This window comes from Shewanella sp. GD03713, from assembly GCF_029843705.1.
In the GTDB taxonomy this organism is placed as follows: Bacteria; Pseudomonadota; Gammaproteobacteria; order Enterobacterales; family Shewanellaceae; genus Shewanella.
Map to the genome: position 1 here is coordinate 4,821,290 of NZ_JAOCIW010000001.1, position 19,624 is coordinate 4,840,913.

Annotated in this window: 17 protein-coding genes; 12 read left to right on the forward strand and 5 right to left on the reverse strand. The window is 45.4% G+C overall.

What is annotated here, in order from left to right; genetic code table 11:
- Positions 1-6 precede the first annotated feature (6 nt).
- The 4 genes from N5E87_RS21060 to mioC form a co-directional block, all read right to left on the reverse strand.
- On the reverse strand, positions 7-795 hold the full coding sequence (locus tag N5E87_RS21060; RefSeq protein WP_011718840.1) for a ParA family protein: 789 nt from the start codon (positions 793-795) through the stop codon (positions 7-9).
- A 74-nt stretch (positions 796-869) separates the two neighbouring features.
- Complete coding sequence (gene rsmG / locus N5E87_RS21065; RefSeq protein ID WP_126512189.1) at positions 870-1,490, reverse strand: 16S rRNA (guanine(527)-N(7))-methyltransferase RsmG; 621 nt, start codon at positions 1,488-1,490, stop codon at positions 870-872.
- 117 nt (positions 1,491-1,607) lie between these two features.
- The gene (gene mnmG / locus N5E87_RS21070) at positions 1,608-3,497 is read right to left on the reverse strand and encodes a tRNA uridine-5-carboxymethylaminomethyl(34) synthesis enzyme MnmG (protein WP_011715299.1); all 1,890 of its coding nucleotides are present in this window, start codon (positions 3,495-3,497) and stop codon (positions 1,608-1,610) included.
- Positions 3,498-3,937: 440 nt separating this feature from the next.
- Positions 3,938-4,378 carry an FMN-binding protein MioC gene (gene mioC, locus N5E87_RS21075; RefSeq protein ID WP_126512190.1) on the reverse strand — a complete coding sequence of 147 codons (441 nt, stop codon included), beginning with the start codon at positions 4,376-4,378 and terminating at the stop codon, positions 3,938-3,940.
- A gap of 177 nt (positions 4,379-4,555) precedes the next feature.
- Here mioC and N5E87_RS21080 point away from each other — a divergent pair, with 177 nt between their 5' ends.
- From N5E87_RS21080 to rhuM, 12 genes are all read left to right on the forward strand, one after another.
- On the forward strand, positions 4,556-6,103 hold the full coding sequence (locus N5E87_RS21080; RefSeq protein WP_126512191.1) for a POT family MFS transporter: 1,548 nt from the start codon (positions 4,556-4,558) through the stop codon (positions 6,101-6,103).
- 399 nt (positions 6,104-6,502) lie between these two features.
- Positions 6,503-7,345, forward strand: a complete 843-nt coding sequence (locus tag N5E87_RS21085) for a hypothetical protein (protein ID WP_096812356.1) — start codon at positions 6,503-6,505, stop codon at positions 7,343-7,345.
- Positions 7,342-7,773, forward strand: a complete 432-nt coding sequence (locus N5E87_RS21090) for a hypothetical protein (RefSeq protein WP_096812355.1) — start codon at positions 7,342-7,344, stop codon at positions 7,771-7,773. The genes N5E87_RS21085 and N5E87_RS21090 overlap by 4 nt, the downstream gene beginning before the upstream one ends.
- Before the next feature lie 125 nt (positions 7,774-7,898).
- Positions 7,899-8,348, forward strand: a complete 450-nt coding sequence (locus tag N5E87_RS21095) for a hypothetical protein (protein ID WP_257014246.1) — start codon at positions 7,899-7,901, stop codon at positions 8,346-8,348.
- Positions 8,349-8,481: 133 nt separating this feature from the next.
- Positions 8,482-9,105 (forward strand): recombinase family protein, encoded by a 624-nt coding sequence (locus tag N5E87_RS21100; protein WP_096812353.1) that lies wholly within the window; start codon positions 8,482-8,484, stop codon positions 9,103-9,105.
- Between the two features lie 161 nt (positions 9,106-9,266).
- Entirely contained in the window at positions 9,267-9,764 is a 498-nt protein-coding gene (locus N5E87_RS21105) for a type II toxin-antitoxin system RelB/DinJ family antitoxin (protein WP_096812352.1), read from the forward strand.
- 59 nt (positions 9,765-9,823) lie between these two features.
- Complete coding sequence (locus tag N5E87_RS21110) at positions 9,824-11,806, forward strand: class I SAM-dependent DNA methyltransferase (RefSeq protein WP_096812351.1); 1,983 nt, start codon at positions 9,824-9,826, stop codon at positions 11,804-11,806.
- Entirely contained in the window at positions 11,803-13,107 is a 1,305-nt protein-coding gene (locus N5E87_RS21115; RefSeq protein ID WP_096812350.1) for a restriction endonuclease subunit S, read from the forward strand. The genes N5E87_RS21110 and N5E87_RS21115 overlap by 4 nt, the downstream gene beginning before the upstream one ends.
- Positions 13,107-16,328, forward strand: coding sequence for a DEAD/DEAH box helicase family protein (locus N5E87_RS21120; protein ID WP_096812349.1), 3,222 nt, complete (start codon positions 13,107-13,109; stop codon positions 16,326-16,328). The genes N5E87_RS21115 and N5E87_RS21120 overlap by 1 nt, the downstream gene beginning before the upstream one ends.
- Entirely contained in the window at positions 16,328-16,882 is a 555-nt protein-coding gene (locus N5E87_RS21125) for a hypothetical protein (protein WP_001090218.1), read from the forward strand. The genes N5E87_RS21120 and N5E87_RS21125 overlap by 1 nt, the downstream gene beginning before the upstream one ends.
- Positions 16,882-17,724, forward strand: a complete 843-nt coding sequence (locus N5E87_RS21130) for an ATP F0F1 synthase synthase (protein ID WP_257014245.1) — start codon at positions 16,882-16,884, stop codon at positions 17,722-17,724. The genes N5E87_RS21125 and N5E87_RS21130 overlap by 1 nt, the downstream gene beginning before the upstream one ends.
- A 35-nt stretch (positions 17,725-17,759) precedes the next feature.
- On the forward strand, positions 17,760-18,794 hold the full coding sequence (rhuM, locus tag N5E87_RS21135) for a RhuM family protein (RefSeq protein WP_096812347.1): 1,035 nt from the start codon (positions 17,760-17,762) through the stop codon (positions 18,792-18,794).
- A 57-nt stretch (positions 18,795-18,851) separates the two neighbouring features.
- Here rhuM and mobI read toward each other — a convergent pair whose 3' ends face one another.
- Complete coding sequence (mobI, locus tag N5E87_RS21140; protein ID WP_096812346.1) at positions 18,852-19,445, reverse strand: conjugative transfer protein MobI(A/C); 594 nt, start codon at positions 19,443-19,445, stop codon at positions 18,852-18,854.
- Positions 19,446-19,624 lie beyond the last annotated feature (179 nt).

Genomic DNA, 19,624 nt, shown 5'->3' on the forward strand with positions numbered 1-19,624 from the left:
TATCCTTTACGCTCGCTTAGCCTGAGTTTTCTGTTCGGAACGGCGGATCATCTCACCCGCTAACGCCAAATATGCCTTAGCCCCTGCACTCGATTTGTCGTAGTACATGGCAGGTGCACCAAAGCTTGGCGCCTCGGCTAAACGCACATTACGAGGGATCACAGTACGATAAACCTTATCACCGAAATGCTGTTTTAGCTGATCGGACACATCATTTGACAGGCGATTACGCGGGTCATACATGGTCCGCAAAATCCCTTCAATCCCCAAACCAGGATTCACCACCGCCGCTAATTTGGTGATGGTATCAATCAAGGCGGTTAAACCTTCCAGTGCAAAATACTCACACTGCATTGGCACTAGCACGGAATCCGCCGCCGACATGGCATTAACCGTCAACATGTTGAGCGAAGGCGGGCAATCGATAAAGATATAATCGTATTGATCTTTTATCGGTGCGAGCGCATTACGTAACCGCACTTCACGGGCAAAGAACTCCATGAGTTTAATTTCTGCCGCGGTCACATCGCCGTTACTGGCAATCAGATCGTATTTCCCCGTGGTGTCTTTAACCACGATCTCATCGAAGGGCTTTTCTTCAACCAGCAGTTCGTAAGCCGTGTTTTCGACTTCGTATTTATCGACACCGCTGCCCATGGTGGCATTGCCCTGAGGATCGAGATCGATCAGCAGCACTTTACGCTTAGTCGCGGCTAAAGAGGCGGCTAAGTTGACACAAGTTGTTGTTTTCCCTACGCCACCTTTCTGGTTGGCCACGGCAATTACTTTACCCACAATGTCACCCTGTATGTAAATTCTGGTTTATTGCCTACTTAAAAATCCATGCGAAATGAGGAGCTTTAAGCCTGTTATTCTTTGATTATTTTGAGTAAATGTCTTTGCTCATCGAGTCTAGGCACTTGGAGTTCGATGGTTTCGGTCACCACAAATCCAGCGGGGATTTGTTGCATCTCTTCATCACTCAGTTGTCCCTTGAGCGCATAAAATTGTCCATGCTCGGCAGGCAAGTGATGGCACCATGTCAACATATCATGGATTGAGGCAAAGGCGCGGCTGAGCACTCCATCGAACTTTTGCTCGGGTTGATAGGCCTCGACTCGGCTCTCTATCGAACTAATATTGTGGATCCCGAGTTCAAAGGCTACTTGCTTTTGAAAACGGATACGTTTGCCTAAGCTATCGAGCAGCACAAAGGTTTTATCTGGATTCATAATCGCTAAAGGAATGCCGGGAAGCCCAGGACCAGTACCTACATCGATAAAGCGCTCGCCCTGCAAATGGGGCGACACCACTAAGCTGTCCATGATATGGCGGACAAGCATCGCCTCAGGATCTCTGACCGAGGTTAAGTTATAGGCTTTATTCCATTTGTTGAGCATACTAACAAAATCAAGCAGTTGTTTTTTCTGCTCAGCCGTGGCGGGCAGATTAATTTCGGCTAAATAGGCCTCTAACTGGGCAGATAACACTGAACAACCTCAATAAAGATACGATTATAAACTCGCTGGCTATTATGAAGCCCTGAAACGTCGAAGGGAAGCCTGAATGCTTCCCTTCTGCGACCAAACTGGCGATTAAGCTAGCTTTTACGCGCTCTTGCGTAATAAACCGCGTTTTTTCAGATGCACCAGTAGAATTGAAATCGCCGCCGGAGTAATACCTGAGATACGCGATGCTTGGCCAATGGTTTCGGGCTTATGGCTATTTAACTTAGCAATAACCTCATTTGAAAGCCCTGGAACCTCTTTGTAATCAAGATTCAATGGCAAACCTGTGTTCTCATTGCGTACCGCTTTGTTGATCTCTTCCTGCTGACGTTGGATATAGCCAGAGTACTTCACTTGGATCTGTACTTGCTCGGCTGCGAGTGGATCGGCAAGTCCTGGACCAAAGCCTTCAATCTGCATCAACTTGCTGTAATCCATTTCAGGACGACGCAGCAACTCTTCAAACGACGCTTCACGGGAGATCGGCGTGTTTAAATGCGGATTTAATACTGGCACCAATGGAGAATTTGGATGGATCCATTGGCTACGTAGACGCTGCAGTTCTAACTCGATCGATTCCATTTTTTCGCTGAAAGAGGCCCAGCGCGCATCATCCACCAGACCCAGTTCACGACCTTTTGCCGTTAAACGCAGATCGGCGTTGTCTTCACGCAGCAATAGGCGGTATTCGGCGCGGCTAGTAAACATACGGTAGGGTTCTTTAGTCCCTAAGGTTGATAAATCGTCAACCAATACACCGATGTAGGCTTCATCACGGCGAGGACACCAAGCTTCTTTGCCCTGAACCTGCAATGCAGCGTTCATCCCCGCGAGTAAACCTTGGGCACCAGCTTCTTCGTAACCCGTGGTACCGTTGATTTGGCCCGCGAAGAATAAACCATTGATAGTTTTGGTTTCTAACGAGTTTTTAAGATCCCTTGGATCGAAATAGTCGTACTCAATCGCATAACCTGGGCGAACAATCTCAGCATTTTCCATACCTTGGATCGAACGAACCAAATTTAACTGCACATCGAAAGGCAAGCTGGTGGAAATACCGTTAGGGTAGATCTCGTTGGTGTTTAAGCCTTCGGGTTCGATAAAGATCTGGTGCGATGATTTATCTGAAAAACGATGGATCTTGTCTTCGATAGAAGGGCAGTAACGTGGACCAATCCCCTCGATCACGCCTGAATACATAGGGCTGCGATCTAAGCCTCCACGAATAATATCGTGTGTCTTTTCATTGGTATGGGTGATCCAACAAGAAATTTGTTTCGGGTGATGGCTCACATCGCCCATAAACGACATCACAGGTAATGGCGTATCGCCTTTCTGCTCTGTCATCTGGGTAAAATCGATGGTGTTGGCGTCGATACGTGGTGGTGTACCGGTTTTTAAGCGGCCAACACGGATTGGTAACTCGCGTAAACGGTGGGCGAGTGCGATAGATGGCGGATCGCCAGCACGACCACCACTGTAGTTTTCTAAACCAATGTGAATTTTACCACTGAGGAAAGTACCCGCGGTTAAGACCACTGCAGGCGCTTCGAAAGCTAAGCCCATTTGGGTCACTACGCCGACTACGCGATCGTTATCAACAACCAGATCATCTACGGCTTGTTGGAAAATACGTAAGTTGGCTTGGTTTTGCAGAATATTTTGGATCTTCTGACGATACAAAGCGCGATCAGCCTGAGCACGAGTCGCTCTTACTGCTGGGCCTTTGCTCGAGTTTAGGGTTCTAAATTGGATCCCTGCATAGTCGGTTGCGATCGCCATTGCACCGCCTAACGCATCGATTTCTTTTACCAGATGACCTTTGCCAATACCGCCGATCGCAGGGTTACATGACATTTGGCCTAAAGTATCAAGATTATGCGTCAGCAATAATGTCTTAGAGCCCATTCTTGCTGCAGCCAATGCGGCTTCAGTTCCGGCATGACCACCACCTACAACAATAACATCAAACCGTTCATGAAAATGCATGACCCTACCTTTAGTAACTTAAGAGACCCAACGTGAGCCGATCATTTTAGCATTTGCTTTGAATGAGGTGAATGATCATTTTTAGAAAATGGATCCATAGGATCGGGACTAATAGATCTTAAGATCTTTATATAGATCTTCTTACTATGTTTACTATTAGGATCGCACTTTCCTGTGGGTAAGCTTATTTTCTTATTTAGATCAAACAGTAACGAGCTTTTATTCTTGTGATCTAGCCGAGATCTACTGCCAGAAAAGGTGGGGATAGATCGGCTATTTATCCACAAGGGGGATCTTTAAGCAGATCAGGTTGTGAATAGCACAGAGGTTGATCAGATCTAAATAATAGTTTATCCACAAAAATATACATATAAGTAGCTTTTTGTGGATAAATAAGATCTAAACTGTGGGTGGTTTGGTATGTTTTCCAAGAGAGGATCTTAAATTTGATCTTGCCATTGTGCCAACCACGCTAAAGCTGGGTCTTCTGGCACTGGAGCTTGTTGAACATCGATCTGGATCTTATCCACAATGACTTTTGCACCGCTATATTCCAGCGCTTCAACTAACTTTTCTGGGCCTTGGCAAAAGGTGTCATAACTCGAATCGCCAATCGCGCATAAGGCGAACTGAACATTGGCCAGCTCCGGTGTGTTTAGCAGCAGTTCTTTACAAAATGGCTGTAAATTGTCGGGCAGATCGCCGGCACCATGGGTCGATGAAACGATGATCCAAAGGGGATATGATTGCAATTCATCCAAAGTTGGGCTCAAAAAGGTATCGACTTCATGGCCTAATGGAGTGAGCTGGGCCTGCATTTCATCCGCTATATATTCACTGCTGCCGAGGGTGGTTCCGACTAATATCGCGATCTTGGTCATTGTTACTGCTCTCTGTGGTCGTTAATTTCTATCATTTTTGGGGCTTACATCTACTTACAGTGTTTTGCTGTATAAATTTACTCACTATTGATTTGCAGTCTGCTAGTATCCTTGGCTGCAATCCTTGTTTTATACATAGGCCGTAAGGTTTTTATAACAATTATAATAGGATAACTGATGACTACTCCTGCTGATGCGCCAAAGTGGCCACGCCAAATACCCTATATTATTGCCAGTGAAGCGTGTGAGCGTTTCAGTTTTTATGGCATGCGCAACATTCTAACACCATTCTTGATGACGGCACTTTTGCTCTCTATTCCCGAAGATCTTCGTGGAGCTGTGGCCAAGGATGTGTTCCACTCGTTCGTGATAGGGGTGTATTTTTTCCCCTTACTCGGTGGTTGGATTGCAGATAGATTCTTTGGTAAGTACAACACTATTCTGTGGCTAAGCTTACTTTACTGTCTGGGCCATGCGTTCTTGGCGATTTTTGAGCACAGCGTGCAAGGCTTTTACACTGGCTTATTTTTAATTGCCTTAGGTTCGGGCGGGATTAAGCCTTTAGTTTCTTCGTTTATGGGCGATCAGTTTGATCAGAGCAACAAGTCTTTGGCGCAAAAAGCCTTCGATATGTTCTATTTTACGATCAACTTTGGTTCCTTCTTCGCATCCTTATCTATGCCATTGTTACTCAAAAACTTTGGCGCTGCAGTGGCTTTCGGGATCCCCGGTGTGTTGATGTTTATCGCCACGGTATTTTTCTGGTTGGGTCGCAAACGTTATGTGCATATGCCACCAGAGCCAAAGGATCCCCATGGATTTTTACCCGTGATCCGCAGTGCCTTGCTTACTAAGGTCGAAGGCAAGGCTAATATCGGTTTAGTGTTAGCCTTAATTGGTGGTGTTTCAGCTGCTTATGCGCTGGTGAATATTCCGACGCTCGGGATTGTGGCAGGTTTATGTAGCGCTATGGTGCTGCTGATGGGATTTGTTGGCCTTGGAGCTTCATTACAGCTTGAGCGCGCGCGAGGGATTCATCCAGATGCGGCCGTGGATGGCGTGCGTTCAGTGTTACGTATTTTAGTGTTGTTCGCCTTAGTGACGCCATTTTGGTCTTTGTTCGATCAAAAGGCGTCGACCTGGATTTTGCAGGCTAACGATATGGTTAAACCTTCGTGGTTTGAACCTGCGATGATGCAGGCATTAAACCCGCTGTTAGTGATGCTGTTGATTCCATTCAATAACTTCGTTTTATATCCTGCGATTGAGCGTATGGGCGTGAAATTAACCGCGCTGCGTAAAATGGGGGCGGGGATCGCGATAACTGGCTTAAGCTGGATTGTGGTTGGGACGATTCAGTTGATGATGGACGGTGGTTCGGCGTTATCTATCTTCTGGCAGATCTTACCCTATGCCTTACTGACTTTTGGTGAAGTATTAGTTTCGGCGACGGGTTTAGAATTTGCCTACAGCCAAGCTCCTAAGGCAATGAAGGGCACTATTATGAGCTTTTGGACCTTATCAGTCACCGTCGGTAACCTTTGGGTATTACTGGCCAATGTGAGCGTAAAAAGCCCTGCGGTGACGGAGCAAATCGTCCAAACCGGGATGAGTGTGACGGCATTCCAAATGTTCTTCTTCGCGGGATTTGCGATCTTGGCGGCGGTTATCTTTGCGCTCTATGCTAGGTCCTATCAAATGCAGGACCATTATCGCCAAGTCTAGGTTAACCATTTAAGACAAAGCGCCTTTAAATAAAAAATCAGCCCCTAAGCGAACTTAGTGGGCTGATTTTTTATGGATAGTTTAACTAACCGCTAACGCGAAATTATTTGCCGATACAGAAACTAAAAATGTAAAACCACTCAAAGTGTTAGAAAGCTATTGGCGCACATATGGAGTGCAACCTTTTGTTAGGTTTTGCCATGGAAGAACCCATTCTAGGGGATTTGCAGCATTTTTAAAGTGGGATGTCTGGGAAAGTGGGACAAAATTATTATCTTTATTGTTACTCATTTTGAAGTTTGTTTTATCAGTACAAGCTATTGATTTTAAATAAAAATTTAGTAAACGCCCTTGCGTTTTTCTGCCTCCATGCGAATCTTTATAAAGCAGGAGGTAATCATGAAAAAATACCCGTCTTTATCATTAATTGCTTTATGTGTGTCCTTGTCAGGTTGTGCAGCCGGACTTCGTCATTATGCTCAAGATGAATCTCGGGCTTTAAATCTAGCGCGAGCCGGGGGCATCTACGATTTGGATTTGAGAGATTCCCACGATGGTACCCACTCTTATAGTAAGAGTATGTTGGTTCCATTGCTTGATCTCGCCAGGCTAACGACTTCATTTGATGATCCGCTTCGGCGTCTTTCTGGTACGCAGACGTTCGCGTTTAACGCTACCGATATAATGATGACACCAGACAATCCCTCGGCTAGACCAAGTCTAATGGGATGGATGCCGGCATCTGCTGCTACCTCAGAATCTCAGGCTTATGAGAAATATGTGCATCTTGTCGATCAGGCTATCCAGCATGTGGCCGATGATATGGCATTGAATGTCACTAAACTGAGTAATGTAGAAACGCCAGAAATTGATGGTCATCCCATGATTCTTTGGTCTGTTGAAAGCGCTGAGCATGGATGCGGTATTGGTCAATGTGTGGTTGCTTACAACATTACGACTCCTTATCTCTGGAAGAGCCCGCTCTACATTAAAGATGGTGAGTCAGAAAGCTATAACATCGCTGCTAATCACCTGAAGAACTATTCTCGCTTTGTTTTCCGCCAGTCAGGCCCAAAAGACTTTCCAATTGATGAGTTTTATAGAGCCGTCAGTGCTGCATTGCCATCGTGGATGGTGATCTATTACCCACCAAACCATGTGGTTAAGGATGGCCAATCTCTCCAATATCCAGTGTTGTATGAGCAAGGGGAACAACTGCTGTTTAAGGAGCCTGCATTATGAAAAGTGAATATCAGGAGCTAGACAATATTGTTTTGGCGATGGATGAAGTCCAAACGGACCCCGTAATTCTTACTTACCTGATCAGTTATCTATTGACGAGAAATTCGGTGTTTCATCAGCCTAGAGTGGGATGTGTCAAATGCAAGAGCACGGGAGAACTAGTTTATCCCCATAGCTGGATTGAGCTTCCAGGCGGTTGGACTGTTGATCTTAGACTGAATCAGGCTTTCAACACGTTCGACCGCTATCCGCAAGGCATTTTCGAGCCATCATCCTACCGGAGCCTTCAGTATTTCGGTATGCCTCTTACCGTGCCTGAATTCGAACCATCTGAACTCGATGAAATGACTGATTTTATGTTTTCCAAGTTATTCAGTGTGCAAGGACTGGATATTCGAGTGAGCGGAGGTTGCTATGACTGCATTTGAGTGGGGAATGCTTGGGCTATTCCTATTTTTTAGTTTGGTCACCTTCTGGTGTCTTTACAGCTATAGAGCCAACCAGAAATTGTCAGGCCAAGGCAAACCTCAAGCCGAAAAGTGGGAGGGGAAACATGATTCAAAATCTCAAAAATGATTTAGTAAATATAATGTTGCTTGGTGTTCTGCTACTCGGATTGATGCTGGCTCAAGACTCTGCATGGGGATTCTTGCTTGCAGGTTTGCCATTAGCTATTTGGTGTTTTAAAGCTTTCGCATTTATCCAACGCAGATGGTGGCTAGCCGTTCCTTTTTGGTGTGCACTTACTTATTTGTGTTGGCAAATGTCTTTGGCGCTTTGGATTGGATATATAGTGGTTGCAACTTTTAAATATCCAATTGATTTAAATAGTAATTACCCAATAAATAATCGTAAAAAGGTGAAAAGTCGTAAGTACGATTCAGAGTTCTATGGTGATTACACCTCAATAGATATAGATAAACGCGGGCATTTAGGTACTGGTATTGGCATTCCTGATAGCTTTGATTACGACTACCGAAACCATATTGGGTTTAATGACTGATTTTTGGCCCTTAGCTGGTTCCTTTTGAGTACACATCAACGGAACTAGCCATCAGACTGGTTTTACTACCAACAGAACCACCTAAACCAGACCAGAGATAAAGCACCACTTATAACAGACTGTGGAGACCTAGATGTTCATTCGAGCTTACCTTCGTGCATCAACCAAAGAACAAAATGCTGAACGGGCACGCGAATCACTCATTCAGTTTGCTGCTCAGCATGGCCAGCGAATCGCTGCCTTTTATATAGAGAATGTTTCTGGCGCCACTTTGCACCGACCTGAGTTGATGCGTTTGATTGCTGAGTCAGGCGAGGGTGACATTGTGCTGGTTGAACAAATCGACCGTCTGGCGCGGCTCAAACAAAGTGATTGGGATACGTTGAAACAAAAGCTGGCTAGCAAACGTCTAGCCATTGTTTCACCAGAACTTCCTACCAGTTGGCTGGCTTTACAACAACATAGCGAAACTGACTTTACCGGTGCGATTTTACAAGCGGTTAATGCCATGATGTTGGACATGCTCGCTGCCGTTGCTCGCAAAGATTATGATGACCGGCGACGTCGTCAATCACAGGGAATCGCAAAGGCTAAATCCGATGGTAAATACAATGGGCGTCAGCCTGACCTTAAACGGCATCAGCACATAGCCAGCCTATTGAAGACTGGCCATAGCTATAGTGACATTCAGGACATGTTGGGGTGTTCGCGGCACCTGATTGCATCAATATCGAAAGTGATAAGTTCCTCTCACTAGCAAGTTATTCAATAAGGCATGACAAGTGTAACTGCTGTTTTGTTAGCCAGTTTTAAGTCTTTTAAGATCAATTATTTCTCATTTTTTGACTTTATTGCTAGCCGTGAAAATGCAAAGCCTATAGGATACAAAAATTACAATTTGTAGGTTTTGTGAGTCATATGAAGGCAACCAAGATAGACCCTCAACTTCTTGAAAAAGCAACGAGTATCTTTGCTGAATTAGGTTTACCGATTGAGCAGGCCATCAACGTATTTCTAGCAAAGTCCGTTCAGGCCAAAGGCTTTCCGTTTTCAGTTGCTCTGGATATTGAGGAACAGGATGCCTCACACATTCAAACACAGCGAAAAATCAGCAATGCCGAGATAACCGAGGCTATCCAAGACCTGGTTGAGCACGCTCTGCCACAGAGTGAAATAGAAAACCTCACACAGCTAACCTATTGTCGCAACACCTTTGGGTTGTCATTCCCGGTGCTTAAACTGGCTAAATCACCACGGCCAGAAGACATTCGTAGTGCAGCCAAAGATGCCAAAGAGCGCAACCGCTACTCCACCACTAAAGTGGCCCAGAGAGATGAAAAAACCTACGTGATTTGCACCCAATGGACAGACAGGCACCGCAATGCGTTTTGTCGTTGGCAAGCCATCTTTAGCTAGCACAAAAAAACAAACAAAACACTGATTTTTAACGACTTAACTTTATTTAGGCAGTATCAATGAACTTACAAGACAAAGAACAAAGCGCCAAACTCTCCAGTGCTATTTGGCGTATGGCAGACGACCTATGGGGTGATTTCAAACACACCGACTTTGCACGAATCATCCTGCCCTTTTTGCTACTGCGTCGTATTGAATGCGTGTTGGAACCCACCCGTGAGGAAGTGCGTAAGTTCTATCTGGCCGAGAAACAATCGGGCATTGACCTTGGTTTAGTGTTGCCAGAAGTCGCGGGATTCGCCTTTTACAACACCAGTGAATACAGCCTAGAAACCTTAGGCGCGTCAGATACAGGCGACAACCTAGAACTCTACATCAGCCAGTTCAGCAAAAACGTTCGTACCATCTTTGATGAGTTCAAATTTGGTCAAACCATAGAAGATCTGGAAAAAGCCAAGCTGCTCTACCGCATGGTGAGCTACTTTGCCAATCTCGACCTGCATCCTGATGTGGTGTCTGATCGCGTATTGTCTGATGCCTATGAAGAGCTGGTTTTCAAATTCGCCAGCTCAGTCAATGAAAAGGCGGGGGAATTTATGACCCCGCGCGATGCCGTGCGTCTTGCCACCAAACTGGTGCTGGCAGCGGATGAAGATATCTTTAGTGAAAAGGGCGTGATCCGCACCATCTATGACCCAACCTGTGGCACGGGCGGCTTCCTTTCCGATGCCATCAGCCAAATTGAAGAAATGGGCAGCAGCGCCAAAGTGGTGCCTTTTGGTCAAGAGCTCGACCCAGCGACCCATGCCATGGCGCTGACCAATATGATGATCCGTGGCTTTGATGCCAACAACATCAAACAAGGCAACACCCTATCCGACGATCAGTTACGTACCGACAAGTTCCACTATGGCCTTGCCAACCCGCCATTTGGCATTAAGTGGGAAAAAGCTAAAAAAGAAGTGGAACGTGAGCACAAACAGCTCAAATACGCAGGTCGCTTTGGCCCTGGTCTACCCAGTATCTCTGATGGCTCCATGCTGTTTTTGTTGCACTTGGTATCGAAAATGGAAACACCTGAAAATGGTGGTGGCCGCGTCGGCATCGTGCTCTCAGGATCGCCACTGTTTAACGGTGACGCAGGCTCCGGCCCATCCGAAATCCGCCGCTGGCTGCTCGAACAAGACTTGGTAGAAGCGATTGTTGCTCTGCCAACCGATATGTTCTTCAACACCGGAATTGGCACCTACATCTGGATTTTGTCTAACCATAAAGAGCCAAGACGCAAGAATCAAGTGCAACTGATTAACTTGGCAGATATCTGGACCCCAATGCGTAAATCGCAAGGTAGTAAACGCAAATACCTGAGTGATGAACAGATTGATGATATTGTCCGTGCGTACGATGGCTTTGAAACCAGTGATAACTGCAAACTCTTTAGCACTACCGATTTTGCCTACCGCAAAGTCACTATCCAACGTCCACTACGCGCCAAACTCAATCTCACTGAGGATGGTATCGCCCAGCTGAAAGACTTAGCTACGTTCCAAAAGCTCAAACCAGAACAGCAAGCGGCGTGGGTACAACACCTCACTGATAACCTTGGCCTTCAGCCTTATGAGTGGGCGCGTTTGGCCGTGAAGAAAAATAACAATAAGAATGACTTTGGTAAGTGCCCGAAAGCACTGGCTACGGCCTTAACTTCGCACTTTATGTTGATAGATCCGCAATTCGAGCCTGCTCTGGATGAAAAAGGCCAAGTGATCGCCGACCCGAAACTCAAAGACACCGAAAGCATTCCCTTTGATCGTGATGTTGAGGATTACTTTGCACAAGAAGTGCTACCGCATGTGCCGGATGCCTTTATCGATCACTCGGTGCGTGATGAAAAGGACGGCGAAGTGGGCATTGTCGGCTATGAAATTAACTTTAACCGCTATTTCTACCAATACGTGCCGCCACGCGAGTTGAGTGTGATTGATAGTGAGCTAAAAGCATGTGAAGCGCGCATTCAGGCACTACTCAATGAGGTGGCGGAATGACGCGTCCGTACACTGAGTATCAGCAAAGTGATATTAGTTGGTTAGGTAAGGTTCCTAAGCATTGGGCCAAGAATAAATTCAAGTTCCTACTCAATGAAAAAACGAAGACACAAAATTTAGAACTACCTTGTGGCTCTATTAGTTTTGGGCACGTCGTGTTCAAAGATTCAGAACGTTTAAGCGAAGAGACAAAGGCTGCATACCAAGAGGTATTGTCCGGAGAGTTTCTCGTCAACCCTTTGAATCTGAACTATGACTTGAAGAGTTTGCGAACAGCATTGGCAGATATCGACGTTATTGTTAGCTCAGGCTATATCGTCCTCAAATCGTTAGATGTCGTTGATAAAGCCTACCTCAGATGGTTGCTTTATCTGTTTGATGTGCGCCATATGAAAACATTGGGTGCTGGGATCAGACAAACCATTTCTTTCAAAGATATCGCAGATTGTGCTGTTTACATTCCAAACGATTCAGAACAAAAAGCCATTGCGACATTCCTCGATCACGAAACCCAGCGTATCGACAGCCTGATCGAAGAAAAACAGACTGTTATTAAGCTACTAAAAGAAAAACGCCAAGCTCTTATTAGCCATGTGGTCACTAAGGGGCTTTACCCCAATGTGGAGATGCAGGACTCTGGCATTGAGTGGATTGGGCAAGTGCCGAAGCATTGGAGTGTCGTGCAACTAAAACGCCTTATTGATTCAATCGAACAAGGCTGGAGCCCTGAGTGTTTAGCTACCCCAGCCAAAAACGAAAGATGGGGAGTGCTAAAGTCTGGTGCAGTTAATGGGGGTGTTTACAGTCAAGATGAAAATAAAGAGCTTCCTGAAACACTATCTCCAAGACCAGAAATCGAAGTAAAGGTTGGCGATCTCATAATGTCTCGAGCCAGTGGTTCAAGAGAGTTAATAGGCTCTGCGGCTTATGTCTACGCGACAAGAGAACGACTAATGCTCTCAGATAAGTTATTCCGGCTACATTGCAAAGAAGACGTGGACGCTGAGTTCGTAGCAATTGCTTTAGGCTCATTTCCATTGCGACGCCAAATTGAGCTTGCTATTGGCGGTGCTGAAGGCTTAGCAAACAACCTATCGCAAGCAAATATTAAAAAACTACTTATTCCTAAACCACCAAAAACTGAGCAGGAAGCGATTACTTCTCACATAAAGTCAGTAAGTTCAAAAATTGAAGATTTAATTATTGAAACAAATAACTCTATTGCTCTTTTAAAAGAACGTAAGACTTCCCTTATCAGCGCAGCGGTAACAGGGAAAATTGACGTCAGGGAGGCGGTGTAATGGCAGCACATCATGAAGTGCATTTTGAACAATATATTACCGAGCAGTTGGTGAACAATGGCTGGAAAGAAGGCCATTCCAACCACTATGACCAACAACGCGCCCTTTACCCGCAAGATGTCATGGATTGGGTAAAGGCCACCCAGCCAGATGCCTGGCACAAACTGAATAAACTGCATGGTGCGAATGCCGAGCAGGTGCTACTGGAGCGTTTAGAAAAAGCCCTTGCCAGTAAAACAGGTGGCACCATTAATGTATTGCGTAAAGGCTTTACCATTGCAGGCTGCGGCACCATTGCCATGGGCCAACGCAAACCCGAAGATGCGCGTAATGAAGAGCGTATTGCCCGTTATGAGCACAACATTTTGCGCGTGGTGCGCCAACTGAAATATTGCCCGACTCGCGAGTGGGAAATTGACTTGGTGTTCTTTATCAACGGCCTACCCGTTGCCACTGCCGAGCTAAAAACCGATTTCACTCAGTCGATAGAATCAGCCATAGCGCAGTACAAGCAAGACCGTTTGCCCGTTGACCCAAAAACCAAGCGCAAAGAGCCGCTGTTAACCTTTAAACGCGGCGCAGTAGTGCACTTTGCCATGTCTGATACAGAAATCGCCATGGCGACCAAACTGGCGGGAGAAAATACCTATTTTCTGCCCTTCAATAAAGGCCATGATGGTTCTACCTCTGATTTGCCCGTACACATCAACTTGCCGGGTGAAGATGGAGAGTATCCGGTCAGCTATTTTTGGCAAGAAATTGCCCAAAAAGATAATTGGCTACGCATTTTCTACAGCTTTGTGTATGTCGAAACCAAAGAGGTTGCCGATAGCAATGGCAAGGTTGAGCGTAAGGAAACACAGATTTTTCCCCGTTATCATCAGCTTGATGCGGTAAACAAGATGATTGATGATGCCCGCCAGAACGGCGCAGGCATGCAGTATCTTTGTGAGCACAGCGCAGGCTCAGGCAAAACCTCGACCATTGCGTGGACGGCCCATGATTTGATTCGTTTACGCAGCACCGATGGTAAAGCGGTCTTTAAATCCGTGATCATTGTGACCGACCGCACCGTGCTGGATTCGCAGTTGCAAGATGCGGTACAGCAGCTGGATCATCAATATGGGGTGATTAAGGCGATTGACCGCGAAAAGAGTAGCGAGTCGAAATCAAAACAGCTGACAGAAGCACTGCTAACAGGCACGCCGATCATTGTTGTTACCATCCAAACCTTCCCGTATGCGTTAGAAGCAATTCTGACCAATCAATCTTTGGCACAAAGTAACTTTGCAGTGATCATTGATGAGGCGCACACCTCACAAACTGGCTCTACAGCCAAAGGTTTACGCGCAGCGCTTACGCTAAACCTGAGCCCTCAAGAGTTGGAACAAATGAGTATTGAGGACATTCTTACTAAGGTGCAAGAAGCGCGTGCCATGCCCAAGAACGTCTCGCACTTTGCTTTTACAGCAACACCCAAGCACAGCACTAAGATGCTGTTTGGTCGCCCGAAAGACCCTAGCCAGCCAGTGTCAGATGAAAACAAACCAGAATCGTTCCACCTCTACACCCAACGTCAGGCCATTGATGAGGGCTTTATTCTTGATGTGCTGGAGAATTACACCCACTACGATACGGCTTACAAAATTGGTGAGAACAATCTGGATGAGAAGCGCGTAGACAGCAAACAAGCCCGTCGTGCCTTGGCTCGTTGGATGTCACTGCACCCAACCACTGTCAGCCAAAAAGTCGAATTCATTATTGAGCACTTCAAAGCCAATATCGCTCACCTTCTGGAAGGTGAAGCCAAAGCCATGGTGGTCACATCTGGCAGGCCGCAGGCGGTGAAATACAAGCTTGCCTTTGATAAGTACATTAAAAAGCATGGTATCGAAGGTATTCAAGCCTTGGTTGCCTTCTCAGGCAAAGTCCCCGGCAAAGATTTGGGTGATGAAGACAGTCAAGACCCGCTGGGGATTGATTTCGACAAAGAGTACACCGAGTACAACTTAAACCCAGACACGCACGGGGCTGACCTGCGCCATGAGTTTGAGAAAACCGACTATCGCGTCATGTTAGTCGCCAACAAGTTCCAAACGGGCTTTAACCAACCAAAACTGGTTGCAATGTACTTAGATAAGAAGATCTCAGATGTAGAAGCTGTGCAAACGCTGTCGCGCCTAAACCGCACCTACCCAGGCAAAGACACCACTTACGTGATTGATTTTGCCAATGATCCGCAAACCATTCTCAATGCGTTCAAAAAGTACGACAACGGCGCGCAGCTTAACGAAGTGCAAGATGTGAATGTCATTTATGACATCAAAGAGATTCTGGATGAGCAAAGCATCTACAACCATCAAGATTTAGAGTTGTTTAAGCAAGCGCGTGGTAAATCGATTCTCGGCCAGGCACCCGACAAAAAGTCACACGCACACAAAAAGCTGCTTGCTGCCACACAACGCCCTACCGATGTGTTCAACGTTAAGCTCAAAGAGCTGGTTGATGCTGCAAACCATTGGGATCAGCAATACAACAAAGCGCACCTTGCTGGTGATGAGAAAGCGGCGAACTACGCGGAATCGCAACGCAGTGAGTTCACCAAGCAACGTGAAGCACTGATGCGTTTTAAGTCGGATTTGGCTCGATTTGTGAAGCATTACAGCTACATGGCGCAATTGATTGAGTTTGGTGATCCTGAGCTGGAAAACTTTGCCGCGTTTGCCCATTTGCTATCACGTCGATTGAAAGGGGTAACACCAGAAAACATCGATCTCAGTGCTCTGGTGTTAGAGAAATTCAAAATCAAGTATGACAAAGAGCCGCTTCCAATGGCAGTGAATCAGGTACTTGAACCTATCCGCCCCAATTACAACGACCCTACCGATCGTGAACAGGCATTTCTTGCCGATATCATTCGTCGCCTCAATGAACTGTTTGGCGATGTCGGCGATGAGCCAGGCCGCCGAAACTTTGCCAACGGCACCATTACGCGTGTCACCCAAAACCCAATTGTGGTTGAGCAAGTAGAAAAGCACGACAAGTCGATAGCCCTCAAAGGCGACTTGCCACAAGCGGTGAAGCAAGCCGTTGTACAAGCTCTGCTCAAAGAAGGTGATATAGCCCGAACGCTACTCAAAGACCCACAAGTTATGGCAAGTTATGTTGAGTTGATTTTTGACATGATGAAGCAAGGTGCAGAACAGGCGGCGGTGAAATAATGAATACTGCGTTTCGGGTTTTACTTACGTTCAATGCAACATCACTACTAGTGATTATCTTTGCGGTACAAAAAGGGTACTCACTCGGATATTTCTTTGGTGATTTCGCTTGCTTCGATTGGATAGCAGCACTTCCGAACGCAGTATCATATTTACTCTATTTTCTTATCCCTGTCTTATCGACTGGATTGAGTATTTGGCTGAGTAAGTATTTGGGTAAAGACGATTTTAAGGCGGGTGAAGTAGCGAGTATTGAGCATGCCAATAACAGCTTCCTACCAAGTTATTTGGGTTACTTTTTCGTGGCGTTGAGCATTGGTAACTGGGAGACATTGTGGTTTGTTTATGGCGTTTTGTTTGTTTTTACTCTCTTATCGCAAGCACTCTACTTTAACCCATTGTTTTTACTGTTTGGTTATGAGTTTTATAACATTACAACCAAAAACGGAACGGCCATTTTCCTTATTAGCCGAGAGCGCTACAAGAAGCCAGATGACATCGAAATACCATTGGCTTATCGAATCAATAATTACACATTTATCGAGCGAGGATAATGATGGACCATGTACTGGCACATATAAAAACCAGAGCAAAAAAACGCATTTTCAAATTGGTTTCTGATCAATCTCTTTTTGATACCGTCACAATCGACTTAAATGCCTGTATTCCATACAATCCAGACCATAACCTTGACGAAGACTCATGGTTTAAAATTGAAGGCTTTAGTCAAAAAGAGTTTTGTATTGAACTGCTAAAAAAAGACTATGATTCAAAAGACTACGATGACTTAACCAAAGATAACTTCGCCAAGATCGCCTACTTATTTGCAATTCAAGGTAATGATTTTTACTTTCAAAAAATCACTCCAAGCCTATTCGTAAAACGCAAAACGCTTGTTTTTGGTGAAGCCGCAGAAATTGAGAAGAGCCAAACACGTTTAGTAATAAACGCCTTACCTGATGCAGTGTACTTCAAAGTGGCCGATACCTTGATATTCAAAAATCTGGCAACGATCTCGAGCATTTTTAAAGGTATCGATGAGTTGTACAAGGAAGCAACAAAAGAAGAAGTTGAGCAGTTTTTAGATGCACAGTTTATAGAGTTGGGTAATGACTACAACGTAGATAGCGTCTCAAAACCTAATAGAAAACGTATTGGCCTTGCTATGGCAACACTTGATGCGATGTCTGCTGACGATAAAACTAACATGCTTGATTATATCGACGGTTACTGCGGTGAACAGAAGCTGAAATTCGATAAAGAAAATCAGAAGTTTGAAATATCTAATGACGATGAGTTGAAGTTACTGCTTTATGGCATTGAACAACGCTTCTATACGACCCCGTTTGGCAAAGAAAAAAGGCTCGCTAACTCTGTAACCGCTATGGATAAATAATAGCCCATTATCAGTAACATATGAAGGTTGATTCAATGGCCGATAACATCCCACAAGCTCCTCAAGGTGAGTTTGTTCTTTTCACCAGTGCTGATGGTCAAACCCGCGTTGAGTGTCGTTTTGAGTCTGACACCTTGTGGCTTTCTCAGGCTGCAATGGCAGAGCTTTATCAAGTTAGCTCTCAAGCAATCACCCAACACGTAAAAGCTGTCTATTCTGAAGAAGAGCTTGAGCAAATTTCAACTTGTAAGGATTACTTACAAGTTCAACTGGAAGGTGGCAGAGAAGTAAAGCGAAGCATTCGTCACTACAGTCTTCCGGTTATTCTTGCAGTAGGATACCGAGTTCGCTCAACACGTGGCACCCAGTTCCGCCAATGGGCAACCAGAATGTTGCAAGAATACCTGATCAAAGGATTCGTCATGGATGACGAGCGGTTAAAAAATCCGCCCGTTGGTCACTCTGCGGTGCCTGACTACTTTGACGAGATGCTGGAACGCATTCGCGATATCCGAGCTAGTGAGCGTCGCGTTTATCTGCGGGTGAAAGAAATCTTTACCATGGCTGCTGATTACGAGCCATCTAACCAAGAGACCAACCGCTTCTTCCAAACCATTCAGAACAAGCTGCATTATGCTTGTACGCATATGACGGCTGCTGAGCTTATCGCCAGCCGTGTGGATGCCAGTAAGCCGGATATGGGCTTAACCAGCTATAAAGGCGATGAAGTTCGCAAGACAGACGTTACTGTTGCCAAGAACTATCTGCGTGAAGATGAAATCAAAGAGCTTAATCGCATCGTCAATATGTGGCTCGACTTTGCCGAAGATCAAGCGCTGCGTCGCAAGCAGGTATTCTTACAGGACTGGGCTGATAAGCTTGACCAGTTTTTAAGTTTTAATGATCGGGACGTACTAAGCGGAGCTGGAAAAATCTCCAAGAAAGACGCTGATGATAAAGCGAAATTGGAGTTTGACCTCTTTGCCCAGCAGCGCCGTCGTTTAAAAGAAGCCGAAGGCGCGCGGGCTAATATTGCAGCACTCAAGGCCATACTCAAAAAAGATAAATAGCCGATATAGTGCAGCCCTGATCTCTAATGAGTTGAGGGCTGTGTTGTAAGATCATAACTATAAAGGATTATCCATCTTAAAATCGTCGATATCGCCTGTCATTTTGAATAGATTGGTGTCATTCCAACGGCATAGTTGTCTAACCCGCATTAGATTTGAGTTAGCTCTGCGGATGATGGCAAAAGCGTCCTCAACTGCCTCAATTACAGGTTTTTCCCAGTCTTGAGCTAGCGAAAAGGTTGATCGTAGATAGCGATATTGATCGCCACGAGACAAATAATGGCTGATGATGTTATAGCCCTCAGTTCCCTTTTTGCGCGTGAATTCGTTATAGAACCAATACATTTCAAATTTTCGATCGCGAAGTCGCACTCTACAGCCGTAATGTCCGGGGTAGCCGGGAGTATTTTTGCCGCGGTGAGCCTTGTTGTGCTGCCAATACAACTCAGCAACCCGTTGTGCAATGTAGTAATAGCGCAATTGTTCTAGCTCAACAGACTTATGTATGTAATTCAGATATTGCTGCGATGTTGAACGGGTGAAAAGCATTGCCTCGTCGTGATCTATCTTCTTGTCATCGCTTGAGACAAAAGTATTCCAAGCAGCAATTTGTTTTTCCAAAGTCGTAAATGGATTCGAAGTGTCAGTCATAGAATTATCCTCTGTGTCGTGAATACAGAGTCAGTTTATTGTCGTGTGACCTAATCCATCGCCTGCCTTCGTGCCTTTTTTGGGCGCACAGGTCTTTTTGTTGTTACGTCTTGGCCAAAAGACCCTACCAATTCCTTTCCAATAACTATCTGATGGGGGACCTTGTACGATTTATTCCA